13 protein-coding genes and 1 riboswitch are annotated in these 20,254 nt (G+C 36.8%); of the genes, 12 read left to right on the top strand and 1 reads right to left on the bottom strand.

What is annotated here, in order from left to right:
- Nucleotides 1-116: 116 nt before the first annotated feature.
- Nucleotides 117-371, bottom strand: a complete 255-nt coding sequence (locus tag AC3WJF_RS16070) for a hypothetical protein (protein ID WP_492453984.1) — start codon at nt 369-371, stop codon at nt 117-119.
- A gap of 544 nt (nt 372-915) precedes the next feature.
- On the opposite strand from AC3WJF_RS16070, the gene AC3WJF_RS16065 reads away from it, so the two are divergent.
- From AC3WJF_RS16065 to lepB, 12 genes are all read left to right on the top strand, one after another.
- The gene (locus AC3WJF_RS16065) at nt 916-1,530 is read left to right on the top strand and encodes a hypothetical protein (RefSeq protein ID WP_492453983.1); all 615 of its coding nucleotides are present in this window, start codon (nt 916-918) and stop codon (nt 1,528-1,530) included.
- A 568-nt stretch (nt 1,531-2,098) separates the two neighbouring features.
- Nucleotides 2,099-3,322, top strand: a complete 1,224-nt coding sequence (locus tag AC3WJF_RS16060) for an MFS transporter (protein ID WP_492453981.1) — start codon at nt 2,099-2,101, stop codon at nt 3,320-3,322.
- A gap of 494 nt (nt 3,323-3,816) precedes the next feature.
- Complete coding sequence (locus AC3WJF_RS16055; protein ID WP_492453979.1) at nt 3,817-7,272, top strand: S8 family peptidase; 3,456 nt, start codon at nt 3,817-3,819, stop codon at nt 7,270-7,272.
- Between the two features lie 188 nt (nt 7,273-7,460).
- Entirely contained in the window at nt 7,461-9,200 is a 1,740-nt protein-coding gene (locus AC3WJF_RS16050) for a transglycosylase SLT domain-containing protein (protein WP_492453977.1), read from the top strand.
- An 831-nt stretch (nt 9,201-10,031) separates the two neighbouring features.
- Nucleotides 10,032-14,525, top strand: a complete 4,494-nt coding sequence (locus AC3WJF_RS16045) for an Ig-like domain-containing protein (protein WP_492453975.1) — start codon at nt 10,032-10,034, stop codon at nt 14,523-14,525.
- A gap of 284 nt (nt 14,526-14,809) precedes the next feature.
- Nucleotides 14,810-15,502, top strand: coding sequence for a 5-oxoprolinase subunit PxpB (gene pxpB / locus AC3WJF_RS16040; protein ID WP_492453973.1), 693 nt, complete (start codon nt 14,810-14,812; stop codon nt 15,500-15,502).
- Complete coding sequence (locus AC3WJF_RS16035; RefSeq protein ID WP_492453971.1) at nt 15,484-16,419, top strand: 5-oxoprolinase subunit C family protein; 936 nt, start codon at nt 15,484-15,486, stop codon at nt 16,417-16,419. Before pxpB ends, AC3WJF_RS16035 begins: the two co-directional genes overlap by 19 nt.
- Nucleotides 16,412-17,140, top strand: coding sequence for a LamB/YcsF family protein (locus AC3WJF_RS16030; RefSeq protein ID WP_492453969.1), 729 nt, complete (start codon nt 16,412-16,414; stop codon nt 17,138-17,140). The genes AC3WJF_RS16035 and AC3WJF_RS16030 overlap by 8 nt, the downstream gene beginning before the upstream one ends.
- Nucleotides 17,141-17,372: 232 nt before the next feature.
- A riboswitch (cyclic di-GMP riboswitch) is annotated at nt 17,373-17,460 on the bottom strand.
- Nucleotides 17,461-17,787: 327 nt separating this feature from the next.
- Complete coding sequence (locus AC3WJF_RS16025; RefSeq protein WP_492453967.1) at nt 17,788-18,231, top strand: hypothetical protein; 444 nt, start codon at nt 17,788-17,790, stop codon at nt 18,229-18,231.
- 27 nt (nt 18,232-18,258) lie between these two features.
- Nucleotides 18,259-19,026, top strand: a complete 768-nt coding sequence (locus AC3WJF_RS16020; RefSeq protein WP_492453965.1) for a hypothetical protein — start codon at nt 18,259-18,261, stop codon at nt 19,024-19,026.
- Between the two features lie 70 nt (nt 19,027-19,096).
- Nucleotides 19,097-19,651, top strand: coding sequence for a hypothetical protein (locus tag AC3WJF_RS16015; RefSeq protein ID WP_492453963.1), 555 nt, complete (start codon nt 19,097-19,099; stop codon nt 19,649-19,651).
- A gap of 70 nt (nt 19,652-19,721) precedes the next feature.
- A complete protein-coding gene (lepB, locus tag AC3WJF_RS16010; protein WP_492453961.1) occupies nt 19,722-20,237 on the top strand; it encodes a signal peptidase I in 516 nt (171 codons plus the stop codon).
- The last annotated feature ends 17 nt before the right edge of the window (nt 20,238-20,254 follow it).

Below are 20,254 nucleotides of genomic sequence, written 5' to 3'. Positions count from 1 at the left end.
CGGTTCTTGCGTTTCGTGAAACGCAAGAACCGTCCCCTTGTTCCATTTCTTAGGTAAAAACCCATTTTTATAAGAATAAGCTTCATTCCTAGGTAAATGGCATAGGATGAAATTGGTTATAAATCTTCTTCAAAAAGTAGGTGAAAACATGTATCCAGATCAAAGAATTCATAATCCGTATATGATGGGATATGGATATCCTTCCTACGGAATGGGCTATCCGATGATGGGATATTCTCCTTATGGAATGATGCACTATGAAGATCCTTGCTGTGGGCACTATCAACCTGTGCACTACCAACCTGTACACTACCATCCAGTGCACCACCATCATGAGTATCCACACAATACTCAGATGCAAGCCCAAGCAATGTCCCTTAACATCCCTGGTAGGATGTACATTTAATAGTTAGAAAAAATTAGCGTTTGTTTGACTACACATTAATATGTTTATTTAAGAAGTGGATTTGGTGTGACAAAAATTTAATGGTTTCAAAAAAATGTGATGTAAGCCTAATAGCGCTACTAACAATGGATTGTCAACTTCACAATTAGCCCTTCCGTTTGGAGGGGTCTTCTGTGTGGAAAAATTATTGACCGCTCTACTTGAACAAGCCTTTATCAATTTAGGATTAACAGTGTAGAGAAAGTAGGTCGGCCAACATTTACATACTTGGCTGAGTAAGGTAGCTAATGATTTTATTAAAAAATATCAACTAAAGAGGTGTTCCAGTTTATGTGTCGAATATATTTTTAAAATTAGGGAGACATCAAGAATAACTAAAGGGATTAGAACGTTGAATATGGATAAGGTTGACGACAAGATGCTAAAATCAAGGGATAATAAGGAAATCAGAAAATGGATTGTACCAGTATATATTGATGTAAGAGATTAATAGGAATTGGCAGGGGAGCATGATGAAAAAACAGCAAATTATTAGTTTCATGCTAGGAATAGGAGTTTTTGTGTTTATCATTTTGTTTATTCATTCGGAAATAGAGAAAAAAGCTTATGCAGGATATCTTTCGGATCAGTTAGTAAATCATATTGGTGGTATCTCTCAATCCTCATTGTATAGTTTGGGGATGTTACAAGATGTAATCAAAAGTGGAAAGTTAACAATCGGGCAAGCAAGAGAACTTCAGTCATGCTTTGAAGATATTGCGATGAATACTCAAGATGTTGGTGATATGGGTACTACCATTGGGCGCTTGCGAAATTATAGCGCAAATGATGTTCTCATAATCAATAGTGAATATTCTCGCTTTTTTCTGAATCTGCATATGAAAAAGCAAGAAATTAAATTAACAGATGAACAGATTGATAAATTGAAAATAATGGAGAGTTTAATGCAAGAATACGATAAAGTTGTGAAGGACACGATGGTAATAAGAGGGGAAATTGGTAAAAAGGGAGTACCGGACGAATTCTCGGATTATTACCATAAGAAAGGGATAACAGATAATTATTGGATAAACTTGCTTAAAGGTTATGAAAGAGTAACGGATATGAGTTATCGAATTGAATAAATTAGTACCTTCACTTCGTGACAAAACCCTAAAATGTCCATACCAGATGGACAATAAAAGAAGCATGAATGTGGAAATTTGTAGAAAAAAAGTATATTGCTTGTTAATGGTAAATCGGTTAAACTGTAAACACCAATAAAGGCTCTTTTCTTAAACGTTGTTGCTTTTGTAATCGTAAATTTCATAATTACTTTCATTTAACTTAAGGATGGGGAATCTTAATAAGAAAAGATGCCCCAACTAAGACTTATTAGGAATTTAAACAAAGTACGAAAAGCTACAATTTATACGAAAACAGCCTTATTAAAAAGGAGTGAACCAAAGGACGATGATCTACTAATCCTATTACAAGAAAACATTCGTATATTCACGATGCTTTTTTCAGAAATAGGATTAGTCTATGCATGTATAAAGATGGTAATAGTACAGGAGAAGACTGTACTGTCCTTTTATGGTTCATGACGGCGACTACACCCCCTATTTTGCTAAAAAAGCAGGATAGGGGGTTTTTAATGTGGGTATAATTGTTAGAGGATAAAAAAAATTCAAACAATAAGAGGAGAATTATATGAAACAATTATTAAGAAATCGGTGTGTGCAAGCCATTTTTGTATCTTCCTTGTTTTTACAAGTGGGAATATGGGTTCGGAATTTTGCCGTTCTGTTATTTGTTATGGAAAAAACAAAAGGAGATGCGTTCGCCATTTCCATGATATCGGTTGCTGAGTTTGCACCAATCTTCATTTTTTCCTTTATAGGAGGAGCGTTTGCAGATCGTTGGCGTCCGAAACGAACAATGGTTTGGTGTGATGCATTGAGTGCGGTTTCCGTTTTTGCCGTCATTTTAGCATTAATGTTTACAACGTGGAAAGTGGTGTTCTTTGCTACTTTAATCTCGTCTATCTTGTCTCAGTTTTCACAGCCATCGGGGATGAAATTATTTAAAATGCATTTGCCAGAAGATCTAATTCAGTCTGCGATGTCCATTTATCAAACGATTTTTGCGATTTTTATGATCCTTGGACCAATTGTTGGAACTTTTGTATTTCAGAGTTTCGGAATAAAAGTTTCCATTCTGATTACGGGGATTGCATTCCTCTTATCTGCAGCTTCCTTAACATTCATTCCAGCCGACCATTCGATGGAAAGAGAAAAAAAACACACGACACTTTGGCAGGAAATGAAAAGCGGGGTCCGATATGTATTAGCCAAAAAAGAATTAAGGCTTTTAGGACTTTGTTTTATGGCGGCAGGTCTAGCGATTGGTTTGATTCAGCCGTTAAACATCTTTTTAGTTACGGAACGATTGGGGTTAGCGAAGGAACATTTACAATGGCTGCTCATGTTGAACGGAGCGGGTATGATCTTAGGCGGAGGAGCCACAATGGGGTTCTCAAAGAAGGTCGGTCCGGCTAAATTGCTTGTAATTGGAATGCTTGTAAACGCTATTGGTGTAGGTGTTTTAGGTATATCGACAACATTATGGATTACTTTAGTGACGCAATTTTTCTGCGGCTTATTCATGCCTTGTATCCAAATTGGAATAAACACCATGATTCTGCAAAATACCGATTCTGATTTTATGGGTCGGGTGAACGGTACTCTCAGTCCACTATTCACAGGTTCAATGGTGGTCACCATGAGTATTGCAGGTTCCCTTAAAAACCTATTATCCATCGTCACTATATTTGAAGTTGCAGCTGTTTTATTTTTTATCGGACTTCTGTTTATTGTGCCAATATATAATAAGGCAATGCCAAAAAGTATGGAAGTTCAGAAGGATAGTATGTAAAAATGATAGGCACTCCCAGTGGGCAATGTTGAATTAGTCCAATGGGGGTGGCTATTTTTGTTTATCCAAAAATGGCCAAATAAATATCTATAAAGAAGTGTAAAGGGGAAACGAACCTTCAAAGTTAGTAAACAGAGTTTCGTGTTTTAAGTTTTAAGTGTACACCCTACGCGGACAAAAGTGACCAAATGTCTATTTATGGTGCCTGACACCATGGTGTCAGGCACCATTCATCACTCGGTTTTTGTCGTAAAATAGTTGTTCCTATTTTCCTATTTGCTAGTGTATGATATTGCTAGTTTATTATGCAAGGCTGTTTTCGTATTAGTTGTTGCTTTTTCGTACTTTATTTAAATTCCTAATAAGGATTAGTTTCGGGGCATCTTTTCTTAATAGAATTTCCCCATTCTAAAGCTGAATGGGGAAATTTGTGAGAATTACGATTACAAAAACAACAATGTTTAAGAAAAGAGCCTTAAGAAAAGAGGGAATTTATGAAGCGAGTTATGGGGAAATTAGCTTCCTTAGGTTTATGTGGTATTTTGCTTGCCACATCGTCATTTCTAACGACAAATGCATCGGCACAAACCTTGCCAACGGTGAAAATGAAATCGGTTACATTGGACCATAAAGTAAGAGCACTACAAGATAAAATGGATCAATCCAAAACGTCACCATTTAGTGAAGATACATTTTTGGTGAAATATAGTCCATCATTTTCAGTAGCTGCAGTAAAAGGAAATGGCAGAGATTTCGATGTAATTGAAAAAGTGGACAAACTGCAATACATGGTTATTAGAGTCCGCCAGAAAGCTAACTTAGCAAAAGTAATGACAACATTTCAAAAAAACAGCCGCATTCTTTCAGTCAGTAGGAGCGCATTATATAAAACATTTTCTACTAGTCAAGGAGATCCAAAGACAGCAGAACAATACCATTTAAAGCTATTAAAAATTGCGGACGCTCAGAAATTAGCAGGTAAGCACAAAGTAACAGTAGCGGTTATTGATACCGGCGTTGATAAAAAACATCCGGAATTAAAAGGGGTTTTTTCAAAGGACAGCTATAATGTTATCAACCCAATGAATCAAGGTACACCGGATACTCATGGGACCCATGTAACAGGGATTATTGCCGCAAAAAAAGGCAATGGAATTGGGGGCTATGGAATAAATCCAAATGTAAATATCCTTTCAATTGATGTTTTTGATAGAATGATGTTCACCTCAGATTACACGATTGCCCAGGCAATTCTTTATGCTGTACAGCACGGAGTGAAGGTAATCAATATGAGTCTTGGTTCACCATATGCCTCACCTTTATTAGAAGAAGCAGTAGAATCAGCAATTGCAAAAGGTGTCACCGTTGTAGCGGCTGCAGGGAATGACGGCACAGATACGCCTAGTTATCCAGCAAGCTATGAAGGAGTCATTGGAGTTGGATCCGTTAATAAATCAAAGCAGCTAAGTTATTTCTCAAACTACGGTCCGTCCCTTGATATCGTGGCACCAGGGGAAGACATTTATGCCCCAATCTATGACCTTGAGAAAAAATCTAGCTTTGCAGCATTAAGCGGTACATCAATGGCATCACCAATGGTAGCGGGTACTGTGTCCTTGCTGCTATCTAAATATCCTAACCTGAAGCCTGTGCAAGTGGAATATATTTTAGAACACACGGCCACTGACCTAGGTGCAAAGGGCTATGATTTAAAATACGGAAATGGTTTATTGAACCCGACTGCAGCACTTAAATACAATGTGAAAAAGCTCCCTTCTTTCGTGAAAAATTCTTGGTCGAAGAAAGAAATTTTAGCAAAATCAGCAGGACTATCTTTTTCAAAAAAGATTGCAAAAGAAGGTTATATTACAAAACCATTTGAACAAAAATGGTATGAGTTTAAAGTTGTCAAAGGGGAATACATTCAAACGGAACTAACAAGTGCACCTGAATATGACAATAAATTAATGATTCGATTTTATTCAGATGATGCGAAGCAATCTCAATCTATCGCTATTAATGATGTAGGAGCAGGGCAGGCGGAAGGGAAGTTACTTCAAGCACCTTATACAGGGATAATGGCCATTGGTGTGAAGGATGTAAATGGAAATTACGACGATTCTTCGGCAAAAAAAGCGAAATTTAAGCTTTCTTTGATTCGTACAAAGAATCAACCAAAGGCTGAAACGACATTTGACAAGCCAATGGAAGTGAAAGGTTTTCCATATCAGTCAAAGGAAATGTTGTTATTTGGCGAAAATGGGGATGACGACTATTTCACTTTTAAAACAAATAATGAAAATGTAGTAAAAATTTCTTTAAGTGGGATCGTAGGTGTTAGTTCTTCTATTCAAGTGTATTCAATGGATACACTTGGATTGGAAAGTGACGATGGGGATGATGAGGATCTACCTGCATCAGATGATCAAGAGCCACCTATGCCAATTGATCAAATTCCGCCCGATTGGCAAGCTAGTAGTAACGGAATTGGCGAAGGGGAAACGTTGACAATTCCAACTACACCGCAAACACAATACTATGTGAGAGTGACAAATAAAGCATCAGCGTTTTCTGGGGATAATTGGTTCATGTCTGGGGCCGCGATATCCCAAATGGGTATTCAACCGGATTCACAATCTTCCTTATTACCATATACACTGAAAATAGTAGGGAAGGTCATTCCTCCTGATGAGGATAATCTGCCTATGCCTAATGATGGGGAAGATTTGAATGACTACTATCAAACAATCTTGGACAATGCTCTTCCTGCTACATTAGGTGGAACTATTTCCGGCTATTTGCAAACAGACTGGGATGAGGATTGGTATAAGGTTACTCCTAGCAAAACAGGAATTTATCAGTTTACCTTGCCGGGATCTTACAACAATAAGCCTTATGTGGAAATCTTGATGGTTAATAAAGAAAAAGACGAATACGGAAATCGGGTTATCGTTACACAGCCAAACGGAAGCAATCAACCGTATGACCTTTTTAGCTTGAAGCTGAATAACAGCTTTTATACTGGAATGAAAAAAGGGAAAACCTATTTAATTCACTTTAGTGGAAATCCATTTAATTCGTCTAGTATTTCGTACGATCCTTATAAATTGCAATCCAATCTCATTGTGTCAAATTTAGGAGATCAGTATGACTCTAAGTCAAATAAAATAAAAAATCTGCCGTCATCTACCTTCCAAGGAACGTTTGCCATGCCAAATGATGAGCATTTGTTTTACCTAGAGGGGAAAAAATCAGCTGTCTACAGCCTGCTTTTTGAAAGCGGAAAGCCAACGCCGGAATTACTGCGTAAGTACCCGAAGGAATTGCTTTCAGATGTATATGGAGTTGCGCTTATTTATGAGGATGTGAATAAAAATCGCAAAATCGATGCTGCAGATATTGAACGTGCTAGTATTATTGGTACTTCACTTTATAATGGGTCAAGCACAAACTATGGTTCTTTTAAAGTAAAAAAAGGCAAAAACTATATTATCCAATTTATCGGATTAATAGACGGACCAACACCATTATCATTAGTTCCTTACAAAGCAACAGTAGCACCTGTTTCGACAAAGGATGAGGATAAAGGCTCTGTGGTGAAAAATAATGTTCCTTCTAAACCATTAAAATTGAAAAAAGTAAATGCAAAAACATGGACCGCAACTGGGCAATTGAATAGTGGTGTACCGTTCGGAGACAAAGACTGGTACGTCCTCAATGTGAAAAAAGCCTTCACAGGATATATTTCCTTTGATACAGGAAAAGAAGTCGACGGCGTCATCTCACTCTATCATAAAGGAAAACGAATTCAGTACGCCGATTACTACGGAGCAGGTCAAGCCGAAGCCATGCCAGTCCACCTGAAAAAAGGCAAATACTACATCAAAGTAAAAGACTATTTCGGCAACTCAACCATTAAACCATACACACTAAAAGTAACAAGTAAATAAAAAGTGAAATAAATGGTGTCAGGCACCCTTCGTGGACAAATGAGGAATTTGGGTCCACCTGGGGTGTACAGACACCTTTTTTTGATTATGGTGCCAGTCACCTTTTGAATTTTTGGAAATTCTCTTACAATATTTTGGGTTAACCATTATACTTAGTAAGTAGAATAAAAGAAATCGAGGTGGAATAAGTGAAATTCATACGAATTGCCTTTCTCGTGGCTTCTGTTGTTTTATTTTCAATCTTTGGGAACTACCATTCTCTAGCAGCAAGTAATACTAACAGTCTCGTAACTGCTGCAGTAAATGCTGGAAAAGTTCTCAACAAGCTTACAACGGTTGAAAATAAGGGAACAGGTAAGAACATCCCAACTAAAGAATATAAGACAGCCCTTAATAAATATCAAAAAGCGTTGAAGGCAGTAAATAAGCAAAAAGGAAATCAGAAAAAAACGAATCTGGCTAAGCTCAAGGACGTAAAAACCAAAATTGATAGAGGTAAAAAATATATCGACGCTGTTACCTATGGGAAGAAGCTATTAGTCAAAAAAACAACATTAGATAAGTATGTAAAGAAAGGTGTAATGGATACAAACACCATCAATGCATACACATCTTTGTCTAGTACTCTCAAAAGCTATTCTCCTAAGTTCACAGCTGTTTACGGTAAAAAGACGAAGGATAAAATAAAGACACTTTATAAAACGCCTGTTGATAAAGTTCTAAATGATCTTCAATATCCAGTAACGGTCAAAAAAGCACTTAATGAATCAAGTAAGCTTGTAAAATCATCTGCTTCTCCAAGCAAAATCGCTAATCAATACAAAATAATTGTTTTTAACATTGACTTAATCAAGCAAGCAAACTATCAAAAGCAACTAAGCTCAGAGTTAAAACAATTAAACGCAAGCATCCCGGCAAAACTGAAAACTGGTAGCTTTGCAGATTTGTTAAATATTGAGTCACAGTTTGAAGAATTAACCTCATTAGTTTCAAAAGGAAAATCAGATCAAAAGGTACCTGGAATCTACAAAACACTGAAATCAGAAATAGCAAAGTATAATTCAAAGTCCGATCAAACAAACTTAAATAAACGCTTCACACGCATTATGGATCGCATAAAGGTGAGTACATCAGAGCTCAAAGGAATGTTGACAAGTGCAGCCATTTCGGCAGGAATTCCACCGGAAATCCTCAAATCCATCGCTGTTACTGAAAATGGCAAGCTCCAGCAATTTTTAGCTAACGGAGATGTTTTTAAAAGTCCAGATAATGGGTACGGAATTATGCAGGTAACACCAGCATCTGATGATGACCAGCGCTATGATTGGAATCGGGTAAAATATGATCTTAAATACAATATTCAAGTTGGTGTCGCTATCCTCCTTGAAAAGTGGAAATTTGGTACTGGGGAAAGTCCTTTAATACCTAAAATAAATGCAGACGGAAAAGGCAATGTTGACAAGAAAATCCTAGAAAACTGGTATTTCGCTATTATGGCGTATAATGGATTGTCACAAAAAAATAATCCAAACACGAACAAAAACGCTTATCAACTAAGAGTATATAAAAATTTGAAAGATAGAACGCTAATGAACCCGGATATACTAACAGGAATCAACATGACGCTAGATCCAGATACACAACTACCTACCTTTAAGAATCAAATGACATATACGACAAAGAAGAAAACCGTATCAACTCAGATGTATATAAAAGGAAAACAAATAAAAATTTCCTCAAAGGCAAACTTAAGGACGGTACCTACTACAGTAAATAACAAAGCAAAGGAATTTCCAGCGGGAACAAAAGTGACTATCCAAAGTGGGCCAATCGAAGATGAAAGCTCAGCAAACCTATTCTGCTGGTACAAAGTTTCCATCACAGGAACAAAAGGTACATGGTATATAGCTTCAAGCAACTTACAATAGTAATGACACCTAAGTGGTGTCAGGCACCCCACGTGGACAAATAGATGATTTGTCCACGTGGGGTGTACAATCCTCGTTTTTCCACAGGAAAATTCCACTTAATCTATCATCTATACGTACAGAACTAGTAGAAAGCTGCATAACTCTCAATAACATCTACACTTCACTTTTGTATGATAATATCGCCCACCTATAATTGTTCTTTATAACATTACTAATTTAACATTTTCACCAAATACCCTCTTCTTTTTTACTATAAAAAGGATTACGAATTATCGTTTAAGCTATCTATTAAACGATTTTTTTTCGTTGTGTTGTGATATTAACCCATTTCAATGACTAATTATTTGTCATATTTTCTGTTCTATATACAGAACATGTCTAATAAAGAAATTTAATAGAAACAACCTAAGGAAATTGTAATTTAATGCTTGTCACTGTCAATTTCTATATCGAAATCAATCGAAACGATTAAAACATTTGTGAAAAAATAAATGTATTTCGAAGTATGAAGCTTTTTGACGGTTATAAAGTGCTTTTAAGTGTTTCATATACTAAATTTTTTGGAGAAATTAATATTTTTTACAGAATATTAGTTTGATATTTGTATAATATGTCGAAACAACTAGTGACAAGGTCGTAAAATTATTTTTTGAATATTATAAAAATCTACAAAAACCGCTATATATCGCTATTTACAAGGGTTTTACCCCATGATACATTTTGTACATCTTGGGTAAATTTAACTACATATGAAAGTTACTCAAGAGTTGAAATACAAGAAAGGAGGAGCAGTTTAGTATTTTAATATAATAAATTGGGGGAAAGCTAGTGAAAAAGTTTAGAGGTTTTAGAAAAAAAGTAGCACTTGGTTTACTATCATTACTTACTGTCACTAACATGGCGTTCGGAGTTGGATTTGCAAAAGCAGAATCAAATTCAAGTTCAACGAGCGGATTAGCCAAGCTAAACAAGTCGAAAACAATACAGGTTTTATCACAGCAACATTATAAGGATTCCGATAAGGTTAGGGTTGTCGTGGAACTAGAAGGTGATCCGGCGATTATTCTTCCCACGAAACAAGGAGTAAGATATAAGGACTTATCGGAGAAGACCCAAAGTTCATTACAGACAGAAGTTAAGAATGAGCAATCAAATCTTCTTTCAGCAATAAAAAGTAAAAAAATTGATTTTAACGTTCAAAATACATTTACCACAGTCATAAATGGTATTAGTGGTGATATAGCATTTGGAAAAATTTCTGAACTTGAAAAACTACCAAATGTAAAATCTGTAACTATCGTAAACAAGTATGAGCGTCCTAAAGAAAAACCTACAATGATTACTAGTAAAAATATGGTTCAAGCGATCCAAACATGGAATGCTGGCTACAACGGTAAAGGTATGGTCGTTGGAATCATTGATACTGGTATTGATTCCAATCATCCAGATATGAAGTTGAGTGCCGATACAAAACCGAAATTGACATCAACAAATGTGTCAAGCTTGGTCAAAACAAACAGTCTACAAGGTAAATACTATACAGCTAAAGTACCTTATGGCTATAACTATGCGGACAAAAATAGTGAAATTCTAGATCTTGGACCAGATGCTACTATGCACGGTATGCACGTAGCCGGAATCGTAGGCGCGAATGGTGATGAAACGAAGAATGGTATTAAAGGGATCGCTCCAGAAGCTCAATTGCTTGCATTAAAAGTATTTAGTAATGACCCTGGAATGATATCTACCTTTGGTGACATCTATATTAAAGCGATTGATGACGGCATCATCTTAGGTGCAGATGTCATGAATATGAGCTTAGGTGCACCAGCAGGATATGTGAATCCAGACAATCTAGAGCAACAAGCGATTGATCGTGCAGTAAACAATGGTGTTTTAATGTCAATTTCTGCTGGAAATGAGGCACAAATTGGAGATGGAAATTCAACTAATCCATATGCAACGAATCCTGATATAGGTATGGTTGGAGATCCAGGACTTTACCCCAATTCCCTTGCAGTTGCGTCCATTGAAAATGACAAAATTACATTGAACAAAATGATGATCACAATCGGATCAGAAACATTACCAATTGCATATAAAACACAGGAATCTCCTGATCCTATAGATGTTTTTGGAAAAAATGTTGATAAGGATGTAGTGTTTGTTGGTGATGGTAGTGCAGCACAGTATGCAGGTAAAGATGTAAAAGGAAAAATTGTATTTGCAGTAAGAACAGCAACAGATCCAAATTATGCAGCAATTCAACATCAAGCTGAAGCTGCTGGTGCTGCCGGTGTAATCATTAGAGGTCATGCAAGCCATGGTGATTATGTAAGTATGGCTTTAGATAGCCCTACTATTCCACTCGTCACTTTAAGTCAAAGCGATGGAAACACTCTTCAAACAAAAATCAAGGCAGCTGGTGGAGTAGGGAAAGTAACGTTTACTGGTGAATTAATGACCGTAGTAAATAGTGCAGCAGGTACAATGTCAGCCTTTAGTTCATGGGGAGTAACTCCAGATTTAGAACTAAAGCCTGAAATTACGGCTCCAGGGGGACAAATTTACTCTACACTAAATGATGGAAAATACGGTGTTATGAGTGGAACTTCCATGGCAGCGCCTCATGTATCTGGTGGGTCAGCATTAGTCTTACAAAGAGTGCATGAGTTATTCCCGGCATTAAAAGGTGCTGATGCGGTAAAACGTGCTAAAGTAATGTTAATGAATACCGCAAAAATCATTTCGAATCCAACTAATAGTAATATCCCTTATTCTCCACGACAACAGGGAGCAGGAATGATGCAGCTATATTCAGCAGTTACGACTCCTGTATATGTAGTAAATAAAGGGACGAATGAAGGGAAAATTGAGCTTAAAGAAATTAATGCAGATAAATTCACGATGACTGTAACTGCAACAAACTTCAGTGATAAAGATATAACCTATAATGTAGGAGCCTCTGTATTAACAGATGCAACAACAGGATCAGGTTCAAATACCAGACTTGCATTAAAAGAAAAAGTAATCTCAAATGCAAAAGTCGTAGTTGATACTCCAAAAGTAACACTATTTGCAGGTGCATCTAGAGATATTACTGTCCAAATTGATTTAACTAATGCGAAAGCAGAGCTAGAAAAGGCAATGGCAAATGGTTATTTTGTAGAAGGCTTTATCACACTTACAAGTGATGACCAAGATAAGCCAAATCCAAATATTACAGTACCTTATGTTGGTTTCAAAGGTGATTGGAATAAACCATCAGTATTAGACCCAATGATCTATGATACAGGTTCATATTATGGTATTTCTGGAATGGTTGATCAAGATGGATACTATTTAGGGTATAATCCATGGACTCGTAAGTACAGCAAAAGCCTAATTGCAATATCTCCACTTGGAGTAGGTGCAAATAATACCATTACGCCAGTTTTATCCTTCTTAAGGAACAGTAAAACGGTTGAGTATAGCATAACGGATTCGAGTGGAAATACATTACGTAAGCTGCGAACGGATAAAGATCAGCGTAAGGACTATGCAGCAGCAGAAGTACCTTACACATATAAACCTTACTATACTGAATGGGATGGATTCATTAATAACAAGGTTGCTCCAGATGGCTTGTACTATTATCAAGTAAAAACACAGACTTACCTTCCGGGTAAACCTCAGCAAGTAATAAAAGTACCAGTGATTGTCGATAACACACCACCGGTTGTATCGAATGTGGCATATAGCAAGAAAACAGGAATCCTTGCTTTCGATGCTTCAGATACTGGAAGTGGATTGCAATATTTTGATATTAACGTGGATGGCAAGCTTCTTGGTAACGTTAATCCAGGTACATCTACATCTTTTAAAGTTAATATTGGTACAATTGCAGATGGTTCGAAGATTGAAGTAGTTGCCCATGACTATGCTGAAAATGTTAGTAAAGGTGTTTCTGTAACAAGCCCTGGTGATGTAACCATTCCTTATATTTACGTTATATCACCAGAAGCGCTAGATGTCTTTGATTCACGCGACATTCCTTTAAGTGGATATGTAACAGATGATTCAAAAATGGATTATTTGAAAGTTAGCTCAGATAAGTTGGTCGGATCTTCTGTTAATCTAGCATTAGTATATAATAGTGCAACAAAACGTTACGAATTTAATACTAATTTGAAGTTCTCTGCTGATGGAGTTCACGACCTCTATTTTGAAGGGTCAGATATTGTAGGTAATAAGATCGCCTTTAGACGCCAAATTATTGTCGACACTGTCGCACCAACCCTTAAAATATCTGGACTACCAGCAAATAATTTTGTTGGAAGTGACGAGAAAGCTCCAGTACTGACAGTAACAGTAGCAGATAACTTTGATGATATTCGTCTATTAGTAAATGGTAGTGAAGAATATACTCATGATTTCGATGAGCCATTTGCAATGAGATCTTTCTCTTATGATTACAAATACACTCCAGTACTAAAACCAGGTGCAAATGAATTCAAGTTTCAAGTGGAAGACCTTGGGGGACATATTGTAACTCAAACCATTACAATCACAAAAGGTGATGCAACAACTCAAAATGCTCCAAAAGCACCAACGGTTAATAAAGTCGGAGATTCTGATAAGAAGATAACTGGAAAAGCTGAAGCTGGTTCTAAGATTACTGTCATGGCAGGAAAAACAAAGATAGGAACTGGAACCGCTGATAAAAATGGTGCTTTCTCTATCACGATTAAAACACAAAAAGCAGGAACGGTTCTATCAGTGACGGCGACTGGAAAAAATGGCAAAGTTAGCAGCGTCACAAAAGTTACTGTTAAAGATAAGACACCGCCAAAAGTTCCAACGATCAATATTTTAAAAGATAATTCTAAGAAAATTACTGGTAAAGCGGAACCTGCATCGAAGGTAACCGTGAAGGTCGGGAAAACAGTATTAGGAAAAGGAACCGCCGATAAAAACGGTAACTTCTCGATCACCATTAAAACACAAAAGTCAGGAAAAGTGATCTCTGTTTCCGCAACCGATAAAGCAGGCAATGTGAGCAAAATAGCTAATGTAACTGTGAAACATCAAAAATTGCCAAAAGTAGTATCAGTGAAAAAGGTAAAGTCAAGTTCCACTAAAATTACTGGCAAAGCACAAGCTGGTGTGAAAGTGTATGTGAAAGCCGGTAAAAAAGTGATAGGGTCCGTAACAGCAAATAAAAGCGGAAACTACTCCATAAAAATAAAGAAGCAAAAAGCAGGAACAGTTCTATCCGTCTATGCAAAAGATAAAGCCGGAAACATTGGAAATTCAATGAAAGTTTCAGTGAAAAAATTATAATGGCAGAAGATGGGGTGATGCTAATGCATTACCTCATCTTTTTTTCTTAAATGTAAAAAGGTTCACTGTGCCTTTTATGCCACTTAAGTTTTTTTGCGATGCATTTTAGATCGGACAAATTTCATTTAAAGTACTTGAAAAGGCTTAGTTTTTGAAAATCTGATTGAAAGGTAAAGTTCAAAGTATTATCATTTTCCATTATCGTCAAAATAGTGATACAATTCATTCCATACTAAGTGTGAATAGAGAATTAAGGTAAAATATCCGCAAAAGGATGGGGTAGGATGTTTCCATTAGGGGATCGGGCGATTCTGCTAGAATTTGGTGTTGAAATATCAAAGGTTGTTAATGATAAAGTTTTAAGAGCTGCTGATTATTTCGAGCGCAATCCTTTTCATGGAATGGTCGAAGTGGTTCCGGCTTATACTACATTGACTATACATTATGATCCAATCATAGCAAAATATGAATACGTCTATACTGTAATTGAAAAGGGCTTAAATGAGCTTGAGAAATCAAATGTTTATCCTGGAAAGACGATGAGAATTCCTGTTTGTTATGAGCAGGAATTTGCGTTCGATATAGAATTCGTGGCGGAAATAAATCAGTTGTCGGTAGCAGAAGTTATTTCTATTCATACGAATCAAGTATATGATGTGTTTTTTCTAGGTTTTGCACCAGGTTTTCCTTTCCTAGGGGGAATGGATCCAAGAATAGCCACTTCCAGGAAACAATCACCACGGTTAAAAATTCCGCAAGGCTCCGTTGGAATTGCTGGTGGACAAACAGGTATCTATTCGCTTGAAACACCTGGTGGCTGGCAAATTATTGGGCGGACGCCTATTTCACTTTTTTCATTGGAAGCATCACCACCAACTCTTTTACAACCAGGGGATCGAGTCGAGTTTGTTTCTATTACTAAGGAAGTGTACGAACGTATCGAGAGGGGTAAGTTTCTATGGGAATTCGAATCCTAAAAGGTGGTTTGTTAACAACCATGCAAGACAGTGGTCGAAAAGGGTATCAACACTATGGATTTGTCGTTGGTGGTGCGATGGATTCGTGGGCGATGCAATTAGCGAATCTTTGTCTTGGAAATAGTGCGGGTGAGGCAGTACTTGAAATGACGCTAGTTGGAGCAAAGTTTGAATTTGAGGTAAGTACGGAGGTTTGCTTTTGCGGGGCGGATATGAGCCCGATATTAAATGGAAACCCTGTCTCAAAAAGTAAACCCTTATCGGTAGAAAAGGGGGATATACTTACGTTTCGCAACGCAGTACAAGGATGTCGAACCTATCTCGCTGTTAAAGGTGGTTTTTTAGTAGAAAAGATTTTACACAGTAAAAGTACATATATGAAAGCTGGGATTGGAAAAATGCTTGAAGCAGGAGACTTTCTTCCAGTTCAGGAATTTCGGTCGACTACCGCTAAAAATTGGATGCTCAGCCCTTCGCTTTTTTCATACATACATACAAATACTGTTCGATTTCTAGAAGGAAGACAGTACAATTGGTTTTCGAAAAATAGCTTTGAAACCACACCTTATCAAGTAGAAACTAATTCTGATAGAATGGGCTATCGGTTAAAAGGGGATCCTATTTTTTTATCTGAAAAAAAAGAGCTTATCACGGAAGGGGCTACATTTGGAACGATTCAAATCCCGCCTAATGGACAACCGATCATACTGATGGCAGATCGCCAGCCAACAGGTGGATATCCGAAAATAGGTGAAGTTATATCGGCAGATTTGCCGATATTGGCGCAGCGCAAACCTGGGGATGCAATTTACTTTCGAAAAGTGACAATAGACGAAGCACAAACCGAGCTTACGGAGCGAAGTAAACAGCTAAACATGCTAGAGGCAATTTTAAAAAGAGGTGAATGCAATGGTTAAAATTGATATTAATTGTGATCTAGGGGAAAGCTTTGGCAGATATACGTTAGGAAATGACAAGGAAATCATGAAATATATTACTTCTGCAAATATTGCGTGCGGACTTCATGCCGGGGACCCGGACATTATGAATGGAACGGTTCAGCTTGCTATGAAGCATGGGGTGAAGCTAGGTGCGCATCCTGGTTTTCATGATCTTCAAGGATTTGGGCGTCGAAATATGAATCTATCTGTAAATGAAGCATATAACTTAATTATCTATCAAATCGGTGCACTTGATGCATTTGTGAAAGTGAACGGTGGCTTATTACACCATGTGAAACCGCACGGAGCTTTATATAATATGGCTGCAGTGGATCCGAAGCTCGCCGAAGCTATTGCCAAAGCTGTATATGATTATCATCCTGAACTCATCCTCTATGGATTATCCGGCAGTGAACTAACAAAAGCAGGTGAAAAGGTAGGATTGAAAGTTGCAAATGAAGTATTCGCTGACCGAACCTATCAATCAGATGGCACCCTAACGCCAAGAACACTACCTAATGCATTGATTGAAACTGACGAAGACAGCATCCAGCAAGTATTGAAAATGGTAAAGGAACAAAAGGTCACTACAGTATTGGGCAGCGAAATCAATATCCAAGCAGACACCATCTGCATCCACGGCGACGGCCCCCACGCCACGACCTTCGCCAAACTATTATCCACCCGCTTGTCGTAGGGACGTCTGTAGAGTGTCAAGCGCCAAAAAAGGCTACTAAAAAAGACAGGTTCCATCAATGGCCTGTCTTTAATGAAGTCTAGAGATGATATATAAGTATAGGAATAATAGAAAAAATTGCTATAACCGCTAGTCCGATAAGACATAAATTCATTTTTTTTGCTCTCTGTTTTTTAAAATAGACTTCCTCTGGTGTTAAGAATTTCCCCAATTTTAAAATACCCTCCTTGGCTTTGGTAGCTGGCTGACATAGTTTACTCTGAACATTAGTCCCTATAGCTTTGCGTCATCATTTTTCAATGATTTTGCCGATTCAACCATTTTGAATATATCAAATAGAAGAAATACAATTAAGTGAAAAAAGACCTAATTTAAAAATAAGTATTTTTATCTATTAATATAATACTCCTCAAATCCTCTAATAAATCTCACTAACTTGTATACTATAAAGAACGATATTGTTCTTTAAAAAACACGAAATACTTAGATAAAACGAGAATAATGAAGAAAATAAAAGAAAAATGCTATATTTTCATGAATTTCCCTTTTTTTTGAAGGTTTTCTTTTCCAGGGTTGTTCCATATAATCAATTTGTGGGTTCGCTATAAAGAACAAAAAAACACGAAAACGAACAAAGGAGGGCGGTGATGAGGAAGAAAGTAATAGGTATCATATTAACATGCATTTTATCACTAAGTATCGGAATTACTTTTGCACTATCAGATTCAGGTTTAAAGCTCTTGGATTGGTATCAAGATCAATCTAAAAAGCAAGAACAAAAAATCAGCAATTCTACTATGCAAAAGTTAATAGCATCTTTGCAGAAACTTCAAGAACAAATTCCTTCAACGCAACAAGGCATAAGTAAAGCAATAACAGACTTCCAGAATACTACTCTACTAGAATCAAAAACTTCCATCAACGAACATAACAAAAACTATCTCCATCAGTTACATACAGTCACTGAAGAGATCAAAAAACAAAATGCCGAAGAAATGGCGGCTTATACAAAGCAAAAGAAGCAGCAAGAAACTGAGGAAATCACTCAGGATGTACAAGCTATGTTAGAAGATCTATTAAATAATAATTAAAACCTAAAATGGAAAGGGCGTATTTAAATGTTTAAAACAGTTAAGGGGAAAGTTGTAGCTGGTGTTGTAACGGTAGGATTATTATCTAGTGTTGGGGCGGTATTTGCGAATTCGGATGCATATGCAAATCTGAAAAACTGGTATGGTCTAAAATTTGAAACTACTAAGAGTAATTTGGAAGCTGCAGCAAAAAATCGTGTAGAGGATAAAGTACCTGGACTAATGGCTGAATATAACGGAATAAAAACTAAAGCAGGTAATGATATTGACGCTGAAAAGAATACTCAAATTAGTACAGGCAAAAGTGACATAAAAGCTGCTGCTAATAAACATATCAAAGATCTAAACGATTCAAAGAAAGATATTCTAAATGGTATGAGCAAACAATTTAATGATTTATGGAAAGAAGCCCAAGGTAAAATCGAAGCTGCTGGAGAAGCAGCAAAAACAAAAGCTAGTGATGATTTAACAGGCTATACTTCAAAGCAAGGTGAAGCAGCACGTGCAGCTATTGACGAAGAATTGGCTAAAACGCAAAAGAATTCAGTGAATGAATTAAAACTAGCGATTATTGCAGCTAAAGCAGAGCTTACAACACAATTGGCTGTAAGATCTGGAATTACTACGCTTCAAATAAATATTGCAATCGATGCAAAAATCAAAGATCTTCGCAAACAAATCAATCAAACAGCTAAAGACTTAGTTGATGCACAAATAGCTTTAATAGATCAACAAGCGAAGGATGATGTCAAAGCTGCTACAGACGAACTTGACTCAGTAGTTGACGGAATCTAATTCATAAATTACTACTATCAGAGTTCCAAATACGGAACTCTGATAGCTTAAAAAAATGGAGGATATCACGATGAGTAGATTGTTAGATGTCGAAAAACCGAATACGAATGTATCAACATCTATAAGTAAGAAGGTAAAATTCCAGAAATCAAAAAAACATCTCAAAATCAAAATTCTTATTGGAGTTCTTTTTTTAATCGTTTCCATCGGTGGTGGAATGGGAGTTGTGTTTGCGGATTCAGACATTAATGGACTTTTAACAAACTGGTTCTCGAAAAAGGGCACAGAATCTATTTCGTCCATTGAAAAAGCCGTCATGACGGAAAAAGATAAACAAAAAGAGCGCTTAAAAGAAGAATTGCAAAAAGAATTACAAAAATCGCAGGATCAATTATCTGATTTTACAAAGAGTGAAGAGGCCAAAAGGGTTCAAGAAATCATAGATTATGCAAATAAATTAATAGCCAACATGAAAATAGATAACACAAGTAAAGAAAACGATATACGGGATCAATTTAGCTCAATCGTTAGGCAGGCAAAGGCAGCGATGGATAAAATAGCGGCTAAACAATCAGAGAAAGACTCTAAAGGTAATGGCAATGGAAACGGCAAAGAGAAGCCATAAAGTTTTTAAGTGAAAAATCAACCATAAAACTCATACTTAATAGATTATTTCAATTCAGGGGGAACAATACATGCAGAATGTGAACGTGATCGACTCAAATATTCCAGCCAAGTCGAAACCGACTAAATCAGTCATATTTGGATGGGTGCGATATGTGTTAGTATTAATCCTTCTATTTTGTGTCCTCCATTATGGATTTGGAATTAAAATAGTTGATGGGCACTCTATGAATCCTACTCTTAGTGATAAAGGGATAATGTTGATGACAAGGCTATACTTCAAGCCTGAAAGAGGCGATATCGTAGTGGTGAAAGATCCACATGGATTCGACATTGTTAAAAGGATTATAGGTTTGCCTAGTGATAAGATTTTGATAAAAAATGGGATTGTGCATGTGAATGGTACTCCATTAAAAGAAACGTACACAAAGGGGAAAGCAAATGATCTGGATGAGGTGGTAGTAAACAACCACTCTTACTTCATCATGGGAGATAACCGAACCCCGGGCGAAAGCCTAGATAGCCGAGACCAAAGCATGGGCCCTATAGACAAGTCGCGCATAGAAGGAAAAATCATTTTCCATTAAAATAGAAGGAAATAAAA

Source organism: Heyndrickxia sp. FW510-T9, assembly GCF_058781025.1.
The sequence above is the reverse complement of the archived record's forward strand: the minus strand, read 5'-3'. Positions and strand labels throughout refer to the sequence as shown.